The sequence below is a fragment of the Micromonospora noduli genome, assembly GCF_003264475.1.
In the GTDB taxonomy this organism is placed as follows: Bacteria; Actinomycetota; Actinomycetes; order Mycobacteriales; family Micromonosporaceae; genus Micromonospora; species Micromonospora noduli.
Map to the genome: position 1 here is coordinate 125,486 of NZ_PYAC01000043.1, position 21,434 is coordinate 146,919.

The following is a 21,434-nucleotide window of genomic DNA, read 5'->3' on the forward strand; positions in this document are numbered from 1 at the left end:
TGCCACCAGCGGGTCGGTCAGCGGGCGGTGGCGGGCAGCGCCGCGCATCCCAGCGCCAGCGCCCGCGCCGCCCGGGGGAAGTCCCGCAACGCGGCGGCGTAGTGCTCCAGCGGCAGGACGATGGCCCCGGCGGGCACCCCACGACTGCCCAGAATCCCCGACAGCCACTCCACGAACTCCGTGAACAACGAGGGGTCGTCCACGTAGACCGCCGCGGCCAGGAAATCCACTATGTGGCCCAGGTCGCTCACTGTCGCGTCAAGCTGCGCGGCGGTGTACGCCCGTGCCGCCGGCACCCGCTCCCGTAGCTCCGCCAACGCGCTGTCGATCAGCTCACCGCGACGGCGCACCAGGCTGGCGTACTCGTCGTCGGCCAGGTGGGCCAGCCGCGCCGGCGGCGCCCCGCGCAGCGCCCGCTCGTCGGCGATCAACTCCGCCGCCGAGGGCGCGTCCGGTGCCCAGGCCACCCCGAGCCGGCGCGCCCACCGGCCGTCCGTGCCGAACCCACGCCCGCCGACTACCACCGGCACGTCCGAGCGGCGGCAGGCCTCGATCATCCGGTGGGCGTACGGCAGGCGCATCGGCAGTGCGCATGCCAGCGCGACCGCGTGGGCGTCGTAGCGGTGCAGGTACGACACGAGGTGCGCCGCGGGCACGCTGGCGCCCAGGAAGGTCACCTGCCACCCGCGTAACCGCAGCACCTCGGCCACCAGCCGGGGTGGCAGCGCGTGCCACTCGCCGTCCATGCAGGCGACCACGACCCGGCCGCCGGTCGGCCGCGCCTTGACGTGCGCGGAGACCGCCGCCACCACCTGCTCGCTGATGTGGGTGGCCGCGTGCTCCTGGGCGACGCTCCACTCGTTGCGCGCCCACCGCTCGCCCACCTCGGCCTGGGCGGGCGCGACCAGGTCGAGCAGCACCCGCTCCGCCGGGACGCCCGCGTCGAGCAGGCCGATCGCCAGGTCGGTCGCGGCGTACTCGTCGGCGTCGGCGAGGTGGTCCAGGTACCCGGAGTACGCGTCGGCGAGATCGGTGGTGGCCGTGGCGGCGGTCACGCGTCAGTCTCCTCTGTCTGGTCGATGCCGGCGGGCACCGAGTGCAGGTGCCGCGCCCCGCGCCCGCTCAGGCCGGCCGCCCGCAGCGCCAGCACGGCGATGTCGTCGTGGTCGCCCTGCGCCAGCCAGTCGCAGGTGATCTGCTCGACCCGTTCGGCCAGGGCCGGCGCGGGCATCCGCTGGCAGCCGGTCAGCGCCGTGACCAGCCGCTCGGGGCCGAACTGCTCGTCTCCGCGCCGGCCGCCCCGTGCCTCGGTCACGCCGTCGCTGTAGAGCAGGCAGGTCTCGCCCGGCGCCAGCCGCACTGTCACCTCTCCGACGCGGGGGTCGGGCACCACCCCGATCAGCATGCCGCGTAGCGGCACCGTCTCCACCTCACCGGAGGCGCGCAGCACCAGTGGTGGCAGGTGCCCGCCGCCGGCCATGGTGAGGGTGAGGCCACCGTCGCGTTCCGGGCGGGCCACACCGAGCACGATCGTGGCGAAGCGGCCCTGGCCGTGCGCCTGGGTCGTCTCCAGCAACGCGTCGTTGAGCAGCCGCAGCAACCGCGCCGGGTTCGACTCCAACCGGTGCAGCGCCTGGAGGCACTGGCGCAGTTGGCCGGTGAAGACGGCGGCTTCGACACCCTTGCCCGACACGTCGCCGAGGAAGAACACCGAACCACCGTCGGTGAGCCGGTGCGAACCGTAGAAGTCGCCGCCGATGCGCAGCCCCGCCTGCGCGGGCCGGTACGCGGTGCCCCACTGCACACCGACGGCCTCGGCCGGCTCGACCGGCAGCAGGCTGGCCTGGAGGGTGTCGGCCACCTCGGCCTGGTCGCGGTAGAGCAGCGCGGTGGTCAACGCGGCGCCGGCGCGGGCCGCGAACGCCCGGACCAGCTCCACGTCGTCCTCGTCGTACCAGCGGGTGGCGCGACGGGCCACCAGCAGCACACCGACCGGCTCGTCGCGCCCCGGCAGCGGGACGACCCGGGCAGCGCTCTCGGTGCCGGCCAGCCCCGGCAGCCAACCGGCGTCGACCGCCTGCTCGACCAGCCAGTCCACCGCGTGCGGCTCGGCCCCGGTCAACCCGTCGGCGATGGCGGTCGGCAGCTCGCCGCCGGCCAGTACGCCGCTGTCCACCGTCGGCACCTCGTCGTCGGTGCGTGAGGCCCGCCACCAGCGGGCGCGCCCGGCCCGCGGGGCGAGCACCAGCACCGCCACCTCGGCCAGGGTCGGAACGGCGAGTCGGACGACCGCGGCGGCGGCCCGGTCGGGGTGCAGTGGGTTGCCCAGCTTGTCGCCGACCACGGCCAGGAATGCCGAGCGGGCCCGTTCGGCGAGCAGCGCGTCGGCTCGGCTGACGCTGTCGGTGACGTCCTCGACGTACCAGCAGCAGCGGTCACCGGAGAGCGGCACCTGGCGCGCGGTGAGCCGGCGCCCGCGATGGGTGAAGCTCCCGGGGACGCCTTCGCTCAACCCGGGCACACCGGCCGCGCTGAGCAGTTCGCCGGGCGTCACCTCGGGCAGCAACCGCTCAGCCACCGGGCTGACGTGCCGCACGACGCCATCGGCGTCGCAGACCACCAGCCCTTCCCTGAAGTGCTCGACGACCTCTAACCAGTCAGGGGTGGCCTGCCCCCGGTCGGGGGCCAGCGGCGGCAGGGCCGCGGTGGGGCGGCGAACGTCGGCGGACCACGCCGAGGGTCGAGTCGTGCTCGGCGTGGAGAGCCGTCCGTCGCCTGGGTCCCAGTCCCTGACGTCGGAAGCAGTCACCAGCTGAGCCTCACTCCTTGTCGTTCACCGAACCCGTGCCGGAACCGGCGTCCACTGTCAAAACTCTCCAGCCACCCTACGCCGGAACCCGGAAAGCGGCATCTCACGGCAGGTGACGGACACCGCCACGGCGGGGGTGTCGGACGAGGGACACGAGGGCGCTTCGCCGCCCCCGCTTTGCGTTTTGTCGCTGGACAAGGAAAATGGTGGGATGCCCGATCAGCTGTTGACCATCGAGACAACCCGGCTCGCCGCCGGGAACGTCCGACTCCGGCTGACCGGCGAACTCGACTACGACAGCGCGCCCGACCTGGTCGCCGCGGCGGCCGAGCTGCGCGGCGACGGTGACGCCCCGGTTCTGGTCGACCTGACCGGGGTGACCCTCTGCGACTCCTCCGGGCTCAGCGCGCTGCTGATGGTGCACCGGGCCGCCGGGGCGATCCGACTGACCGGGGTCAGCTCTCAGCTTCAGCGGATGCTGGACCGCACGGGCCTGAGTGAGTTGCTCGCCGAGGCGTACGCCGACGACGACGTGCGCGCCATCGGCTGACCCATAGGCCACCCCCGGGAAGCGGAACGGGGTGGCCCCCGACCCTGGGACCTGGGGTCGGGGGCCGGAGGAATGTCTAGGGTGCCGTCATCGGCTGGAGCCGGGGGCCGTCCTCACGCAGCTCGCCGATCGGGGCCGGGTCCACGTCCTCCGGCTCCCCCGAATCGGGCGTCTGGTACAGGTAGCGGACGAACTGCCCACCCGCCTCGTTGTCGTCCGCGCCGGGCCATTGACCGATGCAGTCCATCCCGATCACCTCGCGGCCCGTTCCGTCGGCCTCCTCCAGCAGCGCCCACAGGCTCACCGGGTAACACCTGGTGAGCTCGGGTGTGAGCTGCCAGCGGGCGTACCAGCCGGGTCGAGCGGGGACGATCTCGACAACTTCCTTCATGACGACCTTCCTTCCGCGTACCTCGGAAGAACTCCGGTCCTGACCCGATCGTGCGGGCCGTGCGGGTGAGCACCCCTCACCCCCGCCGGATGAAGCGTGGCGCAGGCCCGTCCGACCCGGCCGGCGGCCTCCGTTTCCTTCTCGGGGACGGCGGGAAGGCGACTGGCGCAGCCACGATCCCCAGCGGAAGGGATGCCACCATGCGCAAGCAGATGGAGGGCGACAACCAGAGGCGCCGGGCACTGGCCCGGCAGGCCCGGGAGCAGAATCGCCAGCCCAGCGAGATCGGTGCCAGCCTGAGCGCGTCCAAGCAGCTCACGAGCCTCGACGCGGGTAAGCGGGCCGGCCCGCCAGCGGCCGGAACGCACAAGTCGGACAGCACGCGCGGCGGGCCGGCACCGCCGCCGGTCGGTAGCGCCGACAACCCGCGACCGCAGCCGTCCCCGCCGAGCGGCGCGGCCGGTGTGAACAGCGTGGGCTACCACGACCTGGTCGACGAGGTCCGGCGTCGCGCCGGGGTCGACTTCAAGACCGCCAAGGTGGGCACCGAGGCGACAGTGTTGGTCCTCGCGTTCGCCCTGGAGGCCGCCGAGCGGCAGCGGCTGCTCGCAGCGGTGCCGGCGTCGCTGCACGACGTGCTGCCCGTCGACGGCATCGAACGGCACCAGGACCTGCCCGGTTTCCTGGCCGAGGTGGGCCGGATCAGCGGCAACACCCCGGAGCAGGCCCGGTACCAGGCCGAGGCGACGATCGCCGCGCTCGCCGAGCAGGACGGCGACCTGGTCGAGTCGTTGCACGTACCCGACGGGTTGCGCGACCTGTTGAACCCGCCGGAGGCCGGCGGCGGCCTGGTGGGCGCCTCCACCACCACACCCACCCTGGACGCCGACGAGATCAGCGCGGCGCTGGACGACCTGCCCTACTGGGCCGGCGACAGCCAGGGCCTCTACCGGGTGGTCGCACTGCCGCCCGACAACCTGGACCGGGTGCTCGCCCGGCTCGACCGGCTGCGCCAGGACAACGGCCGCGGCCCGAGCATCGGGCGTCCGGGCGACACCGCCGCCGTGTTGACAGTGCGGACCAGCCAGGCCAACGGGGTCACCGCGCTCGACGTGGACCTCGCCCGCCAGATCGACGACGCGATCGACGAGGTGGGGGCCGGGATGGCCGGCGGCTGACCGGCCACCACGACGCCGTCGGGCCGGCGGACCGGGGGCGACCCCGCTCCGCCGGCCCGTCCGCCGTGCCGGGTGCGCCAAGGGCTCGGCTAGCGTGCCGGACATGAACCGCGCTGCCGACCGGCTGGAACTGGTCGCCGACCCGGTCCGCCGGACCGGGCGGACATTGCTGTCCGCCGGGGTCGAGCAGTCGTACGTGGATGTCGAGGATCCCCGACACCTGCACTTCGAGTACGTCCGGCGGATCGCCTCGGCGGTGGAGGTGGCGGCCCCGGCCGGCGCCCCACTGAACGTCCTGCACCTCGGTGGCGGCGCCTTGACGTTGCCCCGCTGGCTGGCCGCCACCCGGCCCGGCTCCCCGCAACGGGTCGTCGAGCGGGACGCTGCGGTGGTCGACCTGGTGGCCCGGGAGTTGCCGCCGCTGCCGCCGGAGGTGCGGGTGGAGGTCGCCGACGCCCGGGACGCCCTGACCAGCACCCCGGACGGCCGGCACGACCTGGTGATCGCCGACATCTACCGGGCGGCCCGGATGCCCCGGCACGTACGCACCGTCGAGTTCGCCGCCGAGGTGGCCCGCGTCCTGCGCCCCGACGGCTTTTACCTGGTCAACGTCACCGACCTGCCGCCGCTGGTCGGCACCCGGGTGCAGGTGGCCACCTTGCGGGCGATCTTCGCCGACGTGTGCGTGGTCGGCGACCGGCGGATGTTGCGCGGCCGCAGGTACGGCAACCTGGTGCTGGCCGCGACCTCCCGCGCCGGCGGGCTGCCGGTGGCCCGGCTGGCGGTGGCCGCACTGCGTGACCCGGTGCCCGGCGGGCTGCTGCACGCCGCCGCGCTCGACACGTTCGTTGCCGGCGCCCATCCCGTCGCCGACGCGGACGACAACTCCCGCCACTGATCGCCGTTGTGCCCGCAATGCCGGGTTTCCGACGGTCCGCGCGGGGAAGGCCCGCCGGATGAGCGACGTCGACGATCGGGCGACCGGCCGCCGGACTCTGATCGTGATCGGTCTGGTGCTGGCGACAGCGCTCGCGCTGGGCTTCGTGTACGCGACCCGCCGGGTGCTGGTCTGGGCGGTGGTCGCCGCGTTCTTCGCCGTCGCGCTCAAACCGCTCGTCGACCGGCTGCAACGCCGTTTCGTCCGGCGTCGGGCGCTGGCCACTCTGCTGGTGTTCCTCGCCGCGTTCGTACTGCTGGTGATCCTGGCCGCGCTCATCCTGGTGCCGTTGTTCGGGGAGTTGGGCCGCTTCGCCGACCGGGCGCCCGAGCTGTTACGGGAGGCCCGCGCCGGACAGGGCCCGGTGGGGCAGGCGCTGGAGCGCACCGGGGCACGCCGCTACGTCAGCGAGCACTCCGAGCAGCTGCGCGACCTCGGCGGCCGGCTGCGTCAACCCGCGGTCGGTGTGCTGCGCGGCGTCGTCGAGTCGGTCGCCGGGCTGGTCACTGTCATCGTGCTGGCGTACCTCATGGTGTTGGAGGCACCGCGGCTCACCCGCGGCCTGCTCGCGGTGGCCGGGGACGGTCAGGGCGAGCGGCTGCGCCGGGTGGGCCGGGAGGTCTCACGCACCGTCACCGGCTACCTCACCGGGAACCTGCTGATCAGCGTGATCTGCGGGGCGTTGACCTTCGTGGTGCTGACCCTCACCGGGGTGCCCTTCGCGGCGGTGATCGCCCTGCTGGTGGCGGTGGCCGACCTGATACCGCTGGTCGGGGCGACCCTCGGCGCGGTGATCGCGGCCGGTGCCGGTTTCCTGCACTCCCCCACCGCCGGGGTGGTGGTGCTGGTCTTCTTCGTTGTCTACCAACAGCTGGAGAACCATCTGCTCCAGCCGCTGATCCTGTCCCGCGCGGTCCGGCTGAACCCGTTGACGGTGCTGGTCAGTGTGCTGCTCGCGGCGGAGCTGGCCGGTCTGCTCGGCGCGCTGCTGGCCATCCCCGCCGCCGGCATCGTCCAGACCCTGCTGCGCGAGTACGGCCCGCGCCGGGTGCGGCCCGCGCCGCCGGCCGGTCCGGCCGCGCGGTCCGCACGGCCGGCCGGCTCCACCGACTGACCGTCGCACGTGCGGCCGGTGCCGCCACCGGCCTGCCCTCCGACGACCAGGCGGCCCGCTCAGCGGGACCGGGTCGCGACCTCGGGTGTGGTGCTCTCCAGCGGCACCGCGTTGGCCGGCACCAGCCCCAACTGGACCGCGGACCGGGTCAACGCGGCGTCCAACGCCCAGTCGGCGCTGACCCGCGTGCGGTTTCCCGGCATCGCCATCAGGTGGTAGGCCCGGGTGACCGCCTTGGCCGGCAACCCGCCCAGGTTGACGTGCAACGGGTTCGCCGCCGCGTCCTTGCCACCCAGGTCGACGACCCAGCCCAGGTCGTGGTGCTTGTACGGCTTACGCCGGCCAAACCCGTACGACGCGGCGATGTTGTACGCCGCGCGCTTGCCCTGCCGCTGCGCGTGCTGGGCGGTCATCCCGCACACCTTGCCCGGGTTGACGAGGTCCGGCACCGCGGCGGCGTCACCGCACGCGTACACCTCCGGATAACCGGGAACGTTGAGGAACTCGTCGGTGACCAGTCGACCCCGGTCGGTCCGCAGGCCCAGCTCGTTGACGAACGGGTCGGGGCGCACCCCCACACACCACACCAGGGTGCAGGTCGGCACGTACTCGCCGTCGGTGAGCTTCACCCCGTCGCAGGTCGCCTCGGCCACCGAGGTACCCATCCGCACGTCCACCCCACGCCGGTTGAGCACCTTGTGCGAGGTGTCCGACATCCGCTTGTCCAACTCCGGCAGCACCCGGGACGCCACGTCGAGCAGCATCCAGCGGGGCCGGACGGTGAGCCGGGGCCGCTGGGCGTGCAACGCGTCGGTGAACAGCTGCCCGTGGGCCGCGACCTCGGTGCCGGTGTAGCCCGCCCCGACCACCACGAACGTGGACCGGGCCTGCTGCTCGGCCGGGTCTTCGGCCTGCTCGGCCAGCTCAAGCTGCCGGACGATGTGATCATGCAGGTAGACGGCCTCGGGGAGGCCACGGAAGCCGTGCGCGTACTCGGTCACTCCCGGGATCGGCAGCAGCTTGTTGACGCTGCCCACGGCGAGCACCAGCCGGTCGTACGCCAGCCGGTTCTTCTCCCCCTCGGCCTGGGTGAAGCCGACCCAGCGGTTCTGCAGGTCGACGTGGTCCGCCTCGCCGACCACCACCCGTACGCCCTTCAGCGTCCCGGTCAGCGGCACGGCGATCCGTTTGGGCTCGACCACCCCGGCCGCCACCTCGGGCAACAGCGGCAGGTACAGGAAGTAGTCGGTGGAGTTCAGCACCACGATCTCGGCCCGGTCCCGGGCGATCCGGCTCAACGTCTTCGCCGCGTGGTAACCGGCGAACCCGGCCCCCACGATCACCACACGAGGTTTCGTCATTGCGGGCCGTTTCCCGTCGAGGCCCGCGACAAACGTCCTAGGCGCCAGCCGTGCTCAGCTCGGCTGAAGCCGGACGTGGCCGCTGGTGCACACCGCCTCCACGCCCCACTCCTGGCCGAAAGCCCGTACCCGGTCGGCCGTGATCCGCCCCAGCTCCTCGGGAATGTCCGGGTCGAGCGCCAAGCGCCCGTCGATCGGGTTGAGCCCCAGCATCGCGCGGACCAGGGCCAGCGGGGTGCCCGCCGCCCACGCCTGCGGGCTGCACGCGGTGGGGTACGGCACCGCGAACACCATGCGCTCGCGCGCGAATCCGGTGAGCGCCTCGGGCAGACGGTGACCGAACTGCTCCGCCGCCTCGAACAACGCCAGGCTGATCCGGTTCGCCTCGGCCCGGTAGCCGTAGCGGGCCAGGCCGAGCGCGGCGATCGAGTTGTCGTGCGGCCACACCGTGCCGAGGTGGTAGCCGACGGCGTTGTAGAGCGACTCCTCGCGCGACAACGTGCGGATGCCCCACCCGGAGAACATGTCCGGCGACATCAGCTGTCGCACCACCGCGTCGGCCCGCTCCCTCGGCACGATCCCGCTCCACAGCAGGTGACCCATGCTGGAGGTCTTCGCGTCGACAACGTTCTTGTCGCCGTCCAGGGCGACCGCGTAGTAGCCGCCCCGCTCCTCGATCCAGAAGTCCCGGTTGAACCGCTCATGCAGCGTGCCGGCCTCGTCGCGCAGCCGCCTCGCCAGGGCCCGGTTGGCCAACGGACCGTCGAACAACTCCGCCAGGCGGATCTTCGCGTCGTAGGTGTAGCCCTGGATGTCGCTGGTCGCCAGCGGCAGCACCGGGATGCGCCCATCGGCGAAGCACACCCCGTCCGGCGAGTCCCGCCAGCACTGGTTGCCCAACCCCTCCGGGGAGCGCGTGCCGTACTCGACGTAACCGTCGCCGTCCCGGTCGCCGTACTCGTCGATCCAGCGCAGGGCGGCCAGCGCGTTGTCCCGTAGGCGGCGGACCGTCTCGTCGTCGCCGGTCCACCGCCAGTACTCGGAGAGCAGGATCAGCCACAGCTGGGTGGCGTCGGCACTGCCGTAGTACGGGCCGTACGGCTTGGTCCCGTTGCGGGTCAGCTCGCCGCTACGCACCTCGTGGAGGATCTTGCCGGGTTCCTCGTCGGTGAAGTCGTCACACCTGTCGCCCTGGAGCCGCGCCAGCGCGAGCAGGGCCCCCTTGGCCAGCGTCGGCCCGGCGACGAGAGTCTGGTACGCGGTGATCAGGGTGTCCCGGCCGAAGACGGCGAGGAACCACGGAAGCCCCGCCCCCGGCAGCATGATCCGCTGACCCTTGACCTCCAGGTCGAGGCGCAACGCGGCGAGGTCGTCCCGGGACCGTCGCACGGTGCGCTCCAGGGCCTGGTTGTCGCCGCGCAGCACGGCCCGATCCTCGGTCCACCGGCGCAGCGGATCGTCGGCCCGGCCATGGATGACGTCGGCGATGTCTCCGCGAACCGGCTCGACCACCCCCACCCCGGACGGCAGTGGCACGTGCAGGTCGACCTGCCACTGCTCACGCGGGCGCAGCTCAAGGTCCCAGATCAGCTCGTCGCCTTCGACCCGGTCCGCCGGCGCTTGGCAACACACCCGGGTCTGCACCCGGAAGTCCCCGTTGCGGTACGAGAAACACAGCTCGGAGCCGTCGGCCGCGTGGTCGCGGGTGATCTCGGCGGACCGGTCCCGGACCACCGACTTGACCTCGAAGAGGTCGGCGAAATCGACGCCGACGGCCAGCCGCAGCTCCACCCGGACCGGCTCCGGCCGGAACGAGCGCAGCTCCACCCGCTCGTGGAAGCCCTCGCCGACGTACCGCAGCCGTTCCACGCCCAAACTGTTCGGGGGCAGCCCGGGCAGGTCGGGGTTCGTGAGCACGTACTGCGCGGAGTAGTGGTCGATGGTCTCGGCGCGCAGCGCCAGCAGCTCGCTGCCGTTGACGGTCAGCGTCCAGCAGCTGAGCAGGCGGGTGTCCAGGTGAACCAGACCCCCGATGCTGCCCGGGGGCACGTCGCCAAGCGAGTTGGCGTAGAGGAAGGTGGGGCCGCTGAGCACCGCGAGGGAGTCGGGGCCCAGCTCTGGTGGCATGGACCGTTGATCTCCGGCCTCGTTGGCCGCAGCGACCATGCCGGGGGTGGGGTTCGCCGGGGTCGCACGCACAACAGCCATGACACCCACCGTAGGAAGGCCGTACACCAGGCGTCATCACCCACTCCGGGTGAAAGCTCGTCGCCGCGTCCGCCTACCAGGGGAAATCATGAGACCTGAACCTGGTGCCGACAGCTCTCCGGCGCGGCCGCCCCGTTGGAAGCAACCATTCCCGACCCTCCGGAGCAAACAGGCGCGCGGCCGGGCCGGCGGTCAGGCGGGATTTGGTGCGGTGATAGCCCAGCGCTCGTGGTCGCGCCAGGCGCCGTCGATGAACAGGTAGTCCGGGGAGAAGCCCTCCAACCGGAAACCCAACTTGCGGGCCACCCGCCGCGACGGCTCGTTGCCCGGTTGGATGTTCGCCTCCAGCCGGTGCAACCCGACCGAGGTGAACGCGTGGTCGATCACCAGGGCGGCGCCCGCCGAGGCGTGCCCGGTCCCGCTGTACGGCAGGAACGCCGCGTACCCCAGGAAGCCACCACGCAGCGCGCCGAGCACGATCCCGCTGATGTTCACGTAGCCGGCGATCTCGCCGCTGGCCCGGTCGCAGATCAGGTAGCCGGCGCTGTCGCGGCGACGGATCCGGCGCAGATAGTTCTCGTACTCCTCCGGGTTGGCCGGCGCGGCCAACCAGGGGTGGTGCAGGTCCCGACTGCGCCGCGCGGCGGCGACGAACTCGTCCGAGTCGGTGGGCCGGGGTCGCCGGATCGCGGCGGGGCCACCGGTACGCAGGTATCTCACGGCGGATCACTCTGACCGACGGGTGCCGCCGTTGTCCAACCGGCCGTCGGGTGGGTGGGCGCCGGCCATGCTAGCGGGACGTAAGCACTGTGAACTCCTGACCATCGGGGTCGGCCAGCACCAGTCGGCCTGCCCCGCCCAGGTCGGTGTCGACCTGGGTCGCCCCGAGCGAGAGGAGCCGGTCGACCTCGGCCTGCCAATCGCCGTCGACACCCGGGGCGAGGTCGAAACGCACCCGATCCCTGCCGCCGTTCGGCATCAGCGGTGGGCCACCCCAGCTGATCTTCGTGCCGCCGTGCGGCGACTGGATCGCGGTCTCCTCGCCCTGGTCCCAGACCAGCGGCCAGCCCAGCGCCGCACTCCAGAAGTAGCCGACCGCCTGCGACCCGTCGCAGGCCAGCGCGCCGACGAAGCCGCAGCCGGCGAGGAAGTTGTTGCCCGGTGCGATGACGTCGAACTCGTTGCCCTCGGGGTCGGCGAGCACCACGTGATCGATCTCCGGGCCCTGCCCGATGTCGGCGTGCCGCGCACCGAGATCCAGTGCCCTGGCCACCGTCTGCCGCTGGTCCTCCAGCGAACTGCTGGTCAGATCGAAGTGCATCCGATTCTGGACCACCTTCGGCTGCGGGTTCGGGGCGAAGCGGATGTGGTACCCGTTGTCGTTGGCGGGTAGGAGCAGGACGCCCTCGTGGGGATCGTCGACGATCTCCCGCCCCAGGAGCCCGGACCAGAACTGCGCGAGCCGCAGAGGCTCACTCGCGTCGAAGCTGATCGCGAACAGGTGTGCAGTCATCGCTGCGCTCATCTCCCATCGGACCGGACGCCGTGACAGCCGTCGGAGCGGGAGCCTAAGGCTGTGCCCGGTCGACCGCACCCGAGTTTCGGGTCATGCGGTGAGGTACGCCGCCGCGGTGCGGGCGCGGGGCGTGGCCGGTTGTCGGGATGCTTCATCCCCTGTAGGGCGGGGCCACACCCCAGCCCCGCACGCCGGCCCGCAGCAGGTGAAAGACCGTCGGCGGAACGTGCGGCGTTGTGATCCACTGGCCCGGTGAGCCGAACCCCCTCGATCCCCCCGGCCGACATCCAGGAGCGACTGTCGCGGGAGCTGAACGTCTGGCTGTGCACGGTGCGGCGCGACGGGTCCCCGCACCTGACGCCGGTCTGGTTCGTCTACCTTTCCGCGACGTTCTGGGTCGGTTGCGAGAGCCGCAGCGTCAAGGCCCGCAACGTCGTGGCCGACCCACGGGTGTCAGTGGCTCTGGAGAACGGCAACGCGCCGGTGGTGGCGGAGGGCGCCGCCCGCGTGCACCGAAGTGGATTCCCGAGCCCGGTCGTGGAGGCGTTCGCGCGCAAGTACGACGGCTGGGACGTCGGCCGGCAGGTCGGCCCGGACAGCGAGCGGGTGCTGCTGGAGATCCCCGTCCGGCGGTGGCTGCTCGCGGGCACCGCGCAGTGAGTCGTCGATGCGAGAATCGGCCGGTGGAGAACGAGCTGACGACGGCCCTGGCGGGCGTCCGGGACGCGTTCGCCCGGTACCCGCGCCGTGCGGTGCTCGACGGTTGCCCGCACTGCCGGGGCTCGGTGCTGGTCGACGAGCACGACCTGTTCTCACTGACCATCAGCCTCGGCAACACGGTCGGCAGTCGGGCGGACGTGAAGGCCCTGCTCCCCGTACTCCTTGAGCGCCTGCTCGGGTCCGACGACCTGGAACCGACCATCGTCCTGGGTAAACTCCCCCGTCAGGAGTGGCGCACCTGGCCGCGGGTCGAGCAGGAGGCCGTCGACGCATACCTCGACGCGGTGTGGCGCTCGTTGCTGGCGGACCACCCGGCGCGGCTCGGGTCGTTCAGCGATCCGGCGACCTTCCTCGACGCGGCTAGCGCGGCCGGCAAGCGCGTCGAACGATTCCTCGACGTCTGGGACGCCACGCTCACCTCGTCGGCGGACCGTCACCTGGCCGAGATGGTCGCCAGGCTCAACTTCGCCAAGCCGAAGCCGAGCGTCCTCGGCGACTGGTTACGTCGAGCAGAGACCCGCGAGCGTCTGCACCGCGCGTGGGAACGTGATTACGACGCGCCATGGGCCGACGGCCTCGCCCAGGCCTACGATCTCCTCCGCCACTAACCGGGCCCTCGCTTTGTGACCGGACCACGTGCACCCGACCGAGCCGACGTCGATCAGAAGCGCCGTGACGAGGAGGCCGAATGGATACCGAGTCGCAGGACCCCGTCGTCGTCGCGCTGTCCAGCCTGGTGCCGGCTGGTGTCGACAGTGGCCGGCTGACCAGGGAGTCCGGCCGACAGTTGCGGTGGGTGGCAGCCGGCAGCGCCACGCCACCGGTCGTCCTGGTCTCCGGGGCCGGCGAGGTGGGGCTGGACTGGGCCGTCGTCCTCCCCTCGCTGGCCGAGAGGTCCCGCGTCATCGCCTACGACCGAGCCGGTCTGGGCGCCAGCGACCCCACCTCGCGGCTGACACTGGACTCCCAGGTGCGCGACCTCGTGGCACTCCTGGACGACGTCGGCCCCGCCGTGCTGGTCGGTCACAGCTGGGGCGGGCTGCTCGCCCAACTAACCGCTTTCGCCAGTCCCGACCGGACGCTCGGCCTGGTCCTGCTCGATCCGTTCCACGAGGACAGCACAGCAGAGGTGCCACTGGCTCTCCGTGTCTCATCGAATCTCCTGCTCAACGCCATTCCGGTGCTCAAGGCCATCGGGCTCTTCGATCGGATCGCGGCGAACATGGGCCGCACGCTCGCTGAGCGCTGCACCGACGACCTGGAAATCCAGGCATTGATCACCGAGGCGTACCGGGCCAGCTATCGCACGTTCGGTCAGGTCACGACGATTCGGGCGGAGAACCGCCTCGCCAACACCTGCACCCGGGAGGTGCGCGCCGCGCGTGCGACGTCGGCCGCCCCCGACGTACCGATGAGAATCCTGACCGCGAGCCGCGGCAAGCCCGCTGCCCTACGACAGCGCTCCGGTGACCTCGCCGACCAGACCGCAGCGGTCTTCGCACGCGGCGTCCACGTCGTGGTGCCCGACAGCGGCCACTACATCCACAAGGACCAACCCGCCGCCGTGGTCGACGCCGTGCGCGCTGTCCTCGCCCAGGCCAACCCGTAGCGGGACCGGGTCAGTGCCGCTGGACCGCGGACCGGGCGAACCACGGGGTGAGCCACGGGGTGAGCGCGACGAGACCGACGGCGAGGGCGGTGATGACGGCCTGCCCGATCCGGCCCGGGGTGACGCCGCCCGCCGGGTCCAGCACGTAGTTGGCGTACCCGTTCGCGGTCGCGTCCGTCACCAGCACCGCGCAGCCCAGCACGAGCCCCTGCACCCGTCGAGCGGCCAACAGCAACGCCGCCAACGGGTCCCACAGCGTCAGGGACGTGAAGTACAACGTCAGCCACCCGGGCAGGTCGAGCTGCGGGCCGAACTGGGGCAGGAGCAACTGCACCACGTGCACCGCGGTGCCGTAGGCGAAGACCAGCACGGCGACAGCCACCACGCACCGGACCGCGAGCGGCACACCACGCCATCGACCGGCGCTCATCCGGCCATGGTGCCTCAGCCGGGCGAGCGTTCCGTCAGAGCGGGCCGGGGAACGTCTGCTCCATCGGCATCGGCACCTGGAGGTAGGTGGTGCCACGCATGTCCAGCCAGGCCCGGTCCGGCCCGCGCACCAGACGCACCATCACCTCCTCACAGGAGGGGCAGCGGGCGACGAGGCCCGGGGCGTGCGAGTAGACGTGCAGGCTGGCCATCGAGCCGGTCGTCCCGCAGTTCTCACAGCGGCCCATCGCGCTGCTCAGGTCGACGGTGAACAGCTCACGCATCGGGCCGTCGAGCATGTTGCCGTCCAGGTACGACATCTCGGTCATCGAATCTCCTCGACACTGCGTGAGTGAGCGGGTGGTCAGCCGGTGGGGCCGAAGCGTTCGGTCTTGACCCGGCGCGACGGGTGACCCAGCCCTACCAGCAGGTCGGCCACGGTCTCCACGAACGCGGTCGGGCCGCAGACGTAGGTGAGTGGTTCCAGGTCCGGTGGCCACCCGTGCGTGTTGACGTCGGCGAGCCCGATCCGGTGCGGCTCACCGCGCCAGCCCTCGGGCGCCTCACGGGTGTAGACGTACGCGACGTCCAGCCCGAAGTCGTCGCGGACCCGGCGGCGCAGTTCGTCGGCGTAGATCACGTCACCGGGGGTGCGCACCGAGTAGATAAGCCGGAACGGCGCCTTGCTGCCCACCGCCCGCCGCGCCCGGATCATCGCCATCAGCGGCACCACGCCGGAGCCGCCGGCGACCAGTTGCACCGGCGCGGTCTCCTCGGGCCGCCAGATGAACCAGCCACCGAGCGGTCCGCGTACCTCGATCGGGTCGCCGGCCCCGAAGACATCGATGAGGTACGGCGACACCTCGCCGTCGTGCACCCGCTGCACTGTCACCTCGATGCGCGGCCCTCCCGGCCCGTCCACGGCCGGCCCGGCGATCGAGTACGACCGGGCCGCCTGGTAACCGTCCGGGGCGGTGAGCCGCAGGTCGACGTGCTGCCCGGGCAGGTGCCCCGGCCACTCCGGCACCTCCAGCACCAGGGTCTGCGCGGTCGGTGTCTCCACCCGGCGCTCCACCAGCCGGCCGACCTGCCAACGGTTGGGCGTACGGCGCTGGTTGCTCGTCGCCACGGCGCGCTCAGTCACCCTGGTACCGCTGTTCGCGCCACGGGTCGCCGTAGTCGTGGTACCCGGCGGTCTCCCAGAACCCTGGCTCGTCCATCGTCTTGAGCCGGAGGCCGCGCACCCACTTTGCGGACTTCCAGAAGTACAGGTGCGGCACCAGCAGTCGCGCCGGCCCGCCGTGCTCGGCGGGCAGCGGTGCGCCGTCGAAGGTGTGCACCACCCAGGCCTGGCCGCCGCGCAGGTCGTCGAGCGGCAGGTTGGTGGTGTACCCGCCGTAGGAGTGCGCCAGCGCGAAGTGCGCCCCCGTGTCGACGCCGGCGAGCAGCGTGTCCAGTGAGACGCCCTGCCAGTTGGTGCCGAGCTTGGACCAGCGGGTGACGCAGTGGATGTCCACCATCGGCGTCTCCTGCGGCAGGGCCATCAGCTCCTGCCACGACCACCGGTGGTCGCTGCCGTTCTCGGTGGAGATGACGAACTCCCAGGTGTCCAGTGACACCCGGGGCGTCGGGCCGGCCGAGAGCACCGGAAAGTCCTCGGTCAGATACTGGCCGGGTGGCAGGGCCGGCTCCTGCGTTCGGGGCCGACCCTGAAAGCCCGGTGACACGATTCCCATTGCACAGTCGTACCACCCGCGCCGGTGGGGGCGGGAGCTTTCCCGCGTACCCCGTCGTCAGTCGGCGCGGCGCGGTCAGTGCCGCTCCGCGACGACCTTGCGGTCCTCGGGCAGGTCGCCGCCCCGGGTGGCGCGCAGGCTGGTCACCGTGACCACCACCAGCACACCGATGATCACGCCCAGCGAGGCCAGGGTGGGGATCTGCGGCACGCTGTCCCAGATGCCGTGCGCCCAGTGCAGACCCAGCTTGAGGCCGATGAACGCCAGGATGATGGCCAGGCCGTAGCTGAGGTGCACCAGCCGGCTCAGCGCCGCGTGCAGGACGAAGTAGAGCGCCCGCAGGCCGAGCAGGGCGAACGCATTGGTGGCGAACACCAGGTACGGGTCCTCGGTGATGCCGTAGACCGCCGGCACCGAGTCGACCGCGAAGACGACGTCGGTGGCCAGCACCGCGACCACCACGAGGGCGAACGGCGTGAGTGCCCGCTTCGCGCCCTGCCGGACGGTCATCTTGGTGCCGTGGTAGTCGTCGACCACCGGCATGACCTTGCGCAGCAGCTTCACCGAACGCATCTTGTTGATGTCGACTTCCTGCTGATGCCCGGACATGGCATCGCGCAGCAGCTTCACCGCGGTGGCGATGAGGATGATCGCGAAGAGCAGGAAGGCGAAGTCGAGGGTCTGCAACGCCGCCGCGCCGAGGGCGATGAAGACGGCCCGCAGCACCAGCGCGCCGGCGATGCCGTAGAGCAGCACCCGCTGGGCGAGCACAGCCGGCACCGCGAACGCCGCCAACAGCAACATGAAGACGAAGAGGTTGTCGACCGAGAGCGACTTTTCCACCAGGTAACCGGTCAGGTATTCAACGCCCTGCTGGGAGCCGAAGCGGGACCAGATCCAGCCGCCGAACGCCAGCGGCAGCGCTATGTAGAACGCCGACCAGCCGATGGCCTCCCGCATGGACACCTCGTGCGGGCGACGGGTGACCAGGAAGTCCAGCACGAGCAGCAGGAGGACCCCGATGATGGTGACCGCCCACAGCGTGGGCGTGCCCACCGACGACAGGTCACTGGCGGCGGACAGATACGACACTTGGCTCATGTGGGGTCTCCTCGAACACCGTCATGTTCGAGGTCTCCTTCACCCACCACCTGGTGGGCAACCACCCGAGGCGCGCCGGGCGCGCCGTACTGACCGGAATGGTTCGTGGGAAGTACTCCCCTCGCACGACAAGGTTAGGCCAGGCGCAATCGCCACGCCAAGCGGGACATCGATGGTTGCCCTGGTAAACCGCTGTGTGTGCGTGGTACGAGCGCTGTCAGCCGCGGCGCAACGTCGCGCCAGGGGCCATCGCCTGCTCGATCAAGCCCCGATAGTCACGTGGCAGTTGGGTCACCACGTCATCGAACTCACCGCCGGTGATCGCCTCGCGCAGGGTGGTGAAGACCGCCCGACTGGCGTCCTCGGCGGCGGCCTCCCGCACACCGGCGCGCAACGCGACCCGGGCGACGAACTCCGCCGCGCCGAACCGGTCCGCCTGCTCGGTGCTCGGGCTCGGTTTGAGCACGAGTTGCAGCGGTTGGGGCAACTGGGCGGCCAGGTCCAGGACCTCACCGCCGGTCAACCGCTCGGCGAACGTCTCCAACACGGCCCGGGTCAGCTCGACCGCCCGCTCGGACGACGTGGCGGTGCGCTGGGAAACCTGGTCGATGAAGGTGTCGTAGTTCATCGCGTACTCCCTTGGGCTCGCGTTCGGCGTCTGCGGGTACCCGCGGCGGCCGAGGAGAAACGGCGCCGGTTTCCTCCGCCGGGCGGGCGTGACCGGCCGGCGGGCGGGTAACCGCCGCCGGTCGTCACCACATCGATGCCCGAGGGAGCCCACGCCATGGCGAGCTACGCCGACGTCCTGCAGTACCTGTCGAGCCTGGACTACCCGGCCGAGAAGGACGACGTGGTCCGCGAGGCCGAACGGGAGGGTGCCCCGCCGGACGTGTTGAAGGCGCTGCGCGCCCTGCCGCCGGTCGACTACGCCAACGGGACCGAGGTGGCCCGGTCGGCCGGGATCGAGGCGGCGCCCGAGGTCGGCCCCGCCCAGCGGGCCGAGCAGGCCCGGGACAAGCACAACCGGGTCTCGCAGCACCTGCGCGGCATCTGACCCGGCGGTGGCGCCCACCACCCCGGCCCGGGAGCGTCCCGAATGACCCAGACCGGCCCCGACCGGCCAGCGGACGTGCGTTTCCCGGCTGCGAAGCAGCTCGCCGTGGTGGCGGTGGTCGGCGTCATCGCCGGCTGCGTCTTCGCGCTGCTGCTGCCCCTGCCGCTCGCCGCGCTGGCCGGCTGGGACGTGGGCGCGCTGAGCTGGCTCGTGCTGGTCTGGCACAAGATCTGGCCGATGGACGCCGAGCGGACCGCTCGACTGGCCGTCCACGAGGACCCGAACCGGGCGATCCGGGACGTCCTGCTGCTCGTCGCCTGCCTGGCCAGTCTGCTGGCTGTCGGGTTGGTGGTGGCCAGCGCGCAGAGCGCGCCCCCCGGGATCGCCCGGGAGCTGCACAGCGGCGTGGGCGTGCTCAGCGTGGTGCTCTCCTGGTTCGTGGTGCACACCGTGTTCGCCGCCCGGTACGCCCGGATCTACTACACCGGCCCGGACGGCGGGGTGAACTTCAACCAACCCGAACCGCCGCGCTACTCCGACTTCGCGTACGTCGCGTTCACCATCGGGACGACGTTCCAGGTCTCCGACACCAACCTGACCAGCAACGAGATGCGTCGTACGGTACTGCGCCACTCGATGGTGTCGTACCTGTTCGGCGCGTTCATCATCGCCGTGACCGTGAACCTGCTGGCGGGTCTGGCGCGGTGAGAGGGACTTCTCAGCCGGCCGCGCGGTCCCCCGGAGCGTGACACGGGGCGGGGCCGATCGAAGGGCCGGGACAGGCGGGCGCCCCTGGTCACGAACCGCGACCCAGGGCGCCACGCAAGCCTGCCCAGGCGGTGAACCGCATCCGAACCGGTCGCGGTCACCAGGCGGTGGAGGCCCGCCCGAACCGAGCGGCCAGCACTGCCGGGTCCAACCATACGGCAGAACATCCTCCGTTTGGTCAGAATTTGAGGAAGTGTGGGCCAGGGCACGTCACGGCCGACCGGTCACCTCCGCGTACCGATGCTCAAGGTCGACCCGGGCCAACGCCCCGACCAGCCAGGCCAACTGCTCGGACTCGCCAGTGGCCAGGCCGGCCAGGTCGTCCGCCGACCTGCCCAGCCCGAGCCGGCGCGCGGCAGCCAGCGCCCGCCGGTCGGCGACCGGGGCCACCTCCCGCCACAACGCCTGCGCCTCGCGGAGAAACAGGTCGACGACCTGATCGTCCACGCCCGGAAGCTCGGCCAGCAGCGCCCGCTCCCGGACCGGGTCGTGGTGCGCCACAGCCCGCAACCGGCGCAGATCACCCCGGTACCGCTCGACCACCGTCCGAGCCAGGTCACCCAGCACAGCGGCCAGCACGTCCACGTCACCGCGCTGGCCGCTGGCGCGCAGCACCCGGACCCGGTCCTCGTGCAGCGAACGCGCCAGCCGGGCCGCGCTGTCCCACCCCTCGTCGCGCACCGCCCGCGCCCCGTCCAACGCCCGCCGGAAGTCACCACGACGGGCCAGCAGCACCGACAGGTACAGCACCTGGAACAGGCTCGCCGGGTTGTTGGTCACCCGGAACCCGTACTGCTCGGCGAAGCCCCGGCCGCTACCGGCGAGCCGGCGCGCCAGACGTTTACGGTCCTCCACAGGAGTGATCAAACTGGTCGCCATGCCGGCGACTACCCGCGCCACCGGGGGTCACACCGGCCGCACGTGCCCGTCACCCGTGCAGGCCGCCGGTGCGGTCGCGGGCCTTGAGGCGGGTCGTGGGCAGAGCGGGCGCCGGCAGCGGCGGTGCCGAATCCTCGGCGACCACACCGAAGCGCCCGTCGCCGGCCATCCAGTCCTCCCGGGCGGCGGCGATCTCCTCGTGCGACCGGCCCACGAAGTTCCACCACATCACCAACGGCTCCTCGAACGGCGTACCGCCCAACAGCAGCAACCGGGCCCCGGCCCCGCCACGCACTGTCAGCTCCCGGCGGCCCGAGCCCAGATACAGCAGCGCCCCCGGCTCGAACCCGACCCCGGCCGCCTCCGCGGACCCGGACATCGCCAGCACGGCGTACTCGAAATCCGGCCGCAACGCCATCGTCGCCGGCGCCTCGCCGCCCAACTCCAGCTGCACCCCCACCAGCGGGGTGTGCACCACCGCCGGTGACCGCTCCCCGGCGAACTCGCCGACCAGCACTGTGACGTCCAGATCGCCGTCCCGCCAGCGCGGCAGGTCGGCGTGGTGCGCGAAGTCGGCCGCTCCGGCCCGCGCCGGGTCCGGCAGAGCCACCCAGAGCTGCACACCGTGCATCACCGGCGGATGAGTGGCCGGCGAGCGCTCCGAGTGGGCGATACCGTTCCCGGAGGTCATCACGTTCAGCTGGCCGGGCATGATCGGCTGCACGTTGCCGAGGCTGTCCCGGTGCAGAATCTCGCCGTCGAGCAGCCAGGTCACCGTCTGCAGCCCGGTGTGCGGGTGCGGCGGCACCTCCATACCGGGCCGCTGCGCCACATCGTCCGGGCCGAAATGATCCACGAAACACCACGCGCCGACCATCCGGCGGGCGCGCTGCGGAAGCAGCCGCCGCACCGTGGTGTACCGACCCAACGGCACGTCGTGGCCGGGCAACAACACACTGCCGGGATCGACGTCGGCCACGCCAGGCGGTCGGGTCTGCGCCAGCATTGATTCAGTACGCTCCACCGCCCGACTGTACGCGCACGCCCATTCGCGACCGCGGTGCTTCCAACCAG

At 71.9% G+C, this 21,434-nt stretch carries 24 protein-coding genes; 9 read left to right on the forward strand and 15 right to left on the reverse strand.

Annotation, left to right across the window (positions count from 1 at the left end; translation table 11 throughout):
• Nucleotides 1–17: 17 nt before the first annotated feature.
• Nucleotides 18–1,055: a cobalamin B12-binding domain-containing protein gene (locus MED15_RS32060; RefSeq protein ID WP_112698373.1), complete on the reverse strand. Its 1,038-nt coding sequence runs from the start codon at nt 1,053–1,055 to the stop codon at nt 18–20.
• Nucleotides 1,052–2,809, reverse strand: coding sequence for a PP2C family protein-serine/threonine phosphatase (locus MED15_RS32065; RefSeq protein WP_112587616.1), 1,758 nt, complete (start codon nt 2,807–2,809; stop codon nt 1,052–1,054). Before MED15_RS32065 ends, MED15_RS32060 begins: the two co-directional genes overlap by 4 nt.
• Before the next feature lie 211 nt (nt 2,810–3,020).
• Between MED15_RS32065 and MED15_RS32070 the strand changes: the two genes are divergently transcribed.
• Nucleotides 3,021–3,359 (forward strand): STAS domain-containing protein, encoded by a 339-nt coding sequence (locus tag MED15_RS32070; protein ID WP_112737761.1) that lies wholly within the window; start codon nt 3,021–3,023, stop codon nt 3,357–3,359.
• 76 nt (nt 3,360–3,435) lie between these two features.
• Here MED15_RS32070 and MED15_RS32075 read toward each other — a convergent pair whose 3' ends face one another.
• On the reverse strand, nt 3,436–3,750 hold the full coding sequence (locus MED15_RS32075) for a hypothetical protein (RefSeq protein ID WP_112587620.1): 315 nt from the start codon (nt 3,748–3,750) through the stop codon (nt 3,436–3,438).
• 200 nt (nt 3,751–3,950) lie between these two features.
• Here MED15_RS32075 and MED15_RS32080 point away from each other — a divergent pair, with 200 nt between their 5' ends.
• The 3 genes from MED15_RS32080 (at nt 3,951) to MED15_RS32090 (ending at nt 6,979) form a co-directional block, all read left to right on the forward strand.
• Nucleotides 3,951–4,928 (forward strand): DUF2267 domain-containing protein, encoded by a 978-nt coding sequence (locus MED15_RS32080; RefSeq protein ID WP_112587622.1) that lies wholly within the window; start codon nt 3,951–3,953, stop codon nt 4,926–4,928.
• A gap of 103 nt (nt 4,929–5,031) precedes the next feature.
• Entirely contained in the window at nt 5,032–5,826 is a 795-nt protein-coding gene (locus MED15_RS32085) for a spermidine synthase (protein WP_112587624.1), read from the forward strand.
• A gap of 58 nt (nt 5,827–5,884) precedes the next feature.
• Nucleotides 5,885–6,979 (forward strand): AI-2E family transporter, encoded by a 1,095-nt coding sequence (locus tag MED15_RS32090; protein ID WP_112737763.1) that lies wholly within the window; start codon nt 5,885–5,887, stop codon nt 6,977–6,979.
• Between the two features lie 59 nt (nt 6,980–7,038).
• Here the strand turns inward: MED15_RS32090 and MED15_RS32095 are convergent, their stop codons facing one another.
• The 4 genes from MED15_RS32095 to MED15_RS32110 form a co-directional block, all read right to left on the reverse strand.
• Complete coding sequence (locus MED15_RS32095; protein ID WP_112587628.1) at nt 7,039–8,340, reverse strand: NAD(P)/FAD-dependent oxidoreductase; 1,302 nt, start codon at nt 8,338–8,340, stop codon at nt 7,039–7,041.
• A gap of 54 nt (nt 8,341–8,394) precedes the next feature.
• The gene (locus tag MED15_RS32100) at nt 8,395–10,548 is read right to left on the reverse strand and encodes an amylo-alpha-1,6-glucosidase (protein WP_112698377.1); all 2,154 of its coding nucleotides are present in this window, start codon (nt 10,546–10,548) and stop codon (nt 8,395–8,397) included.
• A gap of 192 nt (nt 10,549–10,740) precedes the next feature.
• A complete protein-coding gene (locus MED15_RS32105) occupies nt 10,741–11,268 on the reverse strand; it encodes a GNAT family N-acetyltransferase (protein WP_112737765.1) in 528 nt (175 codons plus the stop codon).
• A 70-nt stretch (nt 11,269–11,338) separates the two neighbouring features.
• Nucleotides 11,339–12,061 (reverse strand): VOC family protein, encoded by a 723-nt coding sequence (locus MED15_RS32110; protein ID WP_112737767.1) that lies wholly within the window; start codon nt 12,059–12,061, stop codon nt 11,339–11,341.
• Between the two features lie 255 nt (nt 12,062–12,316).
• Between MED15_RS32110 and MED15_RS32115 the strand changes: the two genes are divergently transcribed.
• The 3 genes from MED15_RS32115 to MED15_RS32125 all read left to right on the forward strand — a co-directional run bounded on the left by MED15_RS32115 (nt 12,317) and on the right by MED15_RS32125 (nt 14,393).
• Nucleotides 12,317–12,724, forward strand: a complete 408-nt coding sequence (locus MED15_RS32115; RefSeq protein ID WP_112737769.1) for a pyridoxamine 5'-phosphate oxidase family protein — start codon at nt 12,317–12,319, stop codon at nt 12,722–12,724.
• Nucleotides 12,725–12,747: 23 nt separating this feature from the next.
• Nucleotides 12,748–13,392 carry a hypothetical protein gene (locus MED15_RS32120; protein WP_112737771.1) on the forward strand — a complete coding sequence of 215 codons (645 nt, stop codon included), beginning with the start codon at nt 12,748–12,750 and terminating at the stop codon, nt 13,390–13,392.
• Between the two features lie 80 nt (nt 13,393–13,472).
• Complete coding sequence (locus MED15_RS32125) at nt 13,473–14,393, forward strand: alpha/beta hydrolase (protein WP_112737773.1); 921 nt, start codon at nt 13,473–13,475, stop codon at nt 14,391–14,393.
• A gap of 10 nt (nt 14,394–14,403) precedes the next feature.
• Here the strand turns inward: MED15_RS32125 and MED15_RS32130 are convergent, their stop codons facing one another.
• From MED15_RS32130 to MED15_RS32155, 6 genes are all read right to left on the reverse strand, one after another.
• Complete coding sequence (locus MED15_RS32130) at nt 14,404–14,823, reverse strand: hypothetical protein (protein WP_112737775.1); 420 nt, start codon at nt 14,821–14,823, stop codon at nt 14,404–14,406.
• A gap of 34 nt (nt 14,824–14,857) precedes the next feature.
• Nucleotides 14,858–15,151 (reverse strand): DUF6510 family protein, encoded by a 294-nt coding sequence (locus tag MED15_RS32135; RefSeq protein WP_091408116.1) that lies wholly within the window; start codon nt 15,149–15,151, stop codon nt 14,858–14,860.
• Between the two features lie 35 nt (nt 15,152–15,186).
• Nucleotides 15,187–15,966 (reverse strand): ferredoxin reductase, encoded by a 780-nt coding sequence (locus MED15_RS32140; RefSeq protein WP_425271096.1) that lies wholly within the window; start codon nt 15,964–15,966, stop codon nt 15,187–15,189.
• A complete protein-coding gene (locus MED15_RS32145) occupies nt 15,959–16,558 on the reverse strand; it encodes a sulfite oxidase-like oxidoreductase (protein WP_112587644.1) in 600 nt (199 codons plus the stop codon). The genes MED15_RS32140 and MED15_RS32145 overlap by 8 nt, the downstream gene beginning before the upstream one ends.
• Before the next feature lie 75 nt (nt 16,559–16,633).
• Nucleotides 16,634–17,659, reverse strand: a complete 1,026-nt coding sequence (locus MED15_RS32150; protein ID WP_112698384.1) for a TerC/Alx family metal homeostasis membrane protein — start codon at nt 17,657–17,659, stop codon at nt 16,634–16,636.
• Between the two features lie 217 nt (nt 17,660–17,876).
• The gene (locus tag MED15_RS32155) at nt 17,877–18,287 is read right to left on the reverse strand and encodes a DUF2267 domain-containing protein (RefSeq protein WP_112587649.1); all 411 of its coding nucleotides are present in this window, start codon (nt 18,285–18,287) and stop codon (nt 17,877–17,879) included.
• A gap of 156 nt (nt 18,288–18,443) precedes the next feature.
• Between MED15_RS32155 and MED15_RS32160 the strand changes: the two genes are divergently transcribed.
• Both MED15_RS32160 and MED15_RS32165 read left to right on the forward strand, forming a co-directional pair.
• Entirely contained in the window at nt 18,444–18,713 is a 270-nt protein-coding gene (locus tag MED15_RS32160) for a DUF2795 domain-containing protein (RefSeq protein ID WP_112587651.1), read from the forward strand.
• A 42-nt stretch (nt 18,714–18,755) separates the two neighbouring features.
• Nucleotides 18,756–19,421, forward strand: a complete 666-nt coding sequence (locus tag MED15_RS32165) for a DUF1345 domain-containing protein (protein WP_112587653.1) — start codon at nt 18,756–18,758, stop codon at nt 19,419–19,421.
• 270 nt (nt 19,422–19,691) lie between these two features.
• Here the strand turns inward: MED15_RS32165 and MED15_RS32170 are convergent, their stop codons facing one another.
• Both MED15_RS32170 and MED15_RS32175 read right to left on the reverse strand, forming a co-directional pair.
• Nucleotides 19,692–20,360 (reverse strand): hypothetical protein, encoded by a 669-nt coding sequence (locus tag MED15_RS32170; RefSeq protein WP_112623406.1) that lies wholly within the window; start codon nt 20,358–20,360, stop codon nt 19,692–19,694.
• Between the two features lie 49 nt (nt 20,361–20,409).
• Complete coding sequence (locus MED15_RS32175) at nt 20,410–21,384, reverse strand: pirin family protein (protein WP_112737779.1); 975 nt, start codon at nt 21,382–21,384, stop codon at nt 20,410–20,412.
• Nucleotides 21,385–21,434 lie beyond the last annotated feature (50 nt).

Excerpts from the sequence above, each read along its gene's own strand:
- MED15_RS32070 (WP_112737761.1), top strand. The coding sequence starts at position 3,021 with ATGCCCGATCAGCTGTTGACCATCGAGACAACCCGGCTCGCCGCCGGG.
- MED15_RS32075 (WP_112587620.1), bottom strand. The coding sequence starts at position 3,750 with ATGAAGGAAGTTGTCGAGATCGTCCCCGCTCGACCCGGCTGGTACGCC.
- MED15_RS32080 (WP_112587622.1), top strand. The coding sequence starts at position 3,951 with ATGCGCAAGCAGATGGAGGGCGACAACCAGAGGCGCCGGGCACTGGCC.
- MED15_RS32085 (WP_112587624.1), top strand. The coding sequence starts at position 5,032 with ATGAACCGCGCTGCCGACCGGCTGGAACTGGTCGCCGACCCGGTCCGC.
- MED15_RS32090 (WP_112737763.1), top strand. The coding sequence starts at position 5,885 with ATGAGCGACGTCGACGATCGGGCGACCGGCCGCCGGACTCTGATCGTG.
- MED15_RS32095 (WP_112587628.1), bottom strand. The coding sequence starts at position 8,340 with ATGACGAAACCTCGTGTGGTGATCGTGGGGGCCGGGTTCGCCGGTTAC.
- MED15_RS32100 (WP_112698377.1), bottom strand. The coding sequence starts at position 10,548 with ATGGCTGTTGTGCGTGCGACCCCGGCGAACCCCACCCCCGGCATGGTC.
- MED15_RS32110 (WP_112737767.1), bottom strand. The coding sequence starts at position 12,061 with ATGACTGCACACCTGTTCGCGATCAGCTTCGACGCGAGTGAGCCTCTG.
- MED15_RS32125 (WP_112737773.1), top strand. The coding sequence starts at position 13,473 with ATGGATACCGAGTCGCAGGACCCCGTCGTCGTCGCGCTGTCCAGCCTG.
- MED15_RS32130 (WP_112737775.1), bottom strand. The coding sequence starts at position 14,823 with ATGAGCGCCGGTCGATGGCGTGGTGTGCCGCTCGCGGTCCGGTGCGTG.
- MED15_RS32135 (WP_091408116.1), bottom strand. The coding sequence starts at position 15,151 with ATGACCGAGATGTCGTACCTGGACGGCAACATGCTCGACGGCCCGATG.
- MED15_RS32145 (WP_112587644.1), bottom strand. The coding sequence starts at position 16,558 with ATGGGAATCGTGTCACCGGGCTTTCAGGGTCGGCCCCGAACGCAGGAG.
- MED15_RS32150 (WP_112698384.1), bottom strand. The coding sequence starts at position 17,659 with ATGAGCCAAGTGTCGTATCTGTCCGCCGCCAGTGACCTGTCGTCGGTG.
- MED15_RS32155 (WP_112587649.1), bottom strand. The coding sequence starts at position 18,287 with ATGAACTACGACACCTTCATCGACCAGGTTTCCCAGCGCACCGCCACG.
- MED15_RS32160 (WP_112587651.1), top strand. The coding sequence starts at position 18,444 with ATGGCGAGCTACGCCGACGTCCTGCAGTACCTGTCGAGCCTGGACTAC.
- MED15_RS32165 (WP_112587653.1), top strand. The coding sequence starts at position 18,756 with ATGACCCAGACCGGCCCCGACCGGCCAGCGGACGTGCGTTTCCCGGCT.
- MED15_RS32170 (WP_112623406.1), bottom strand. The coding sequence starts at position 20,360 with ATGGCGACCAGTTTGATCACTCCTGTGGAGGACCGTAAACGTCTGGCG.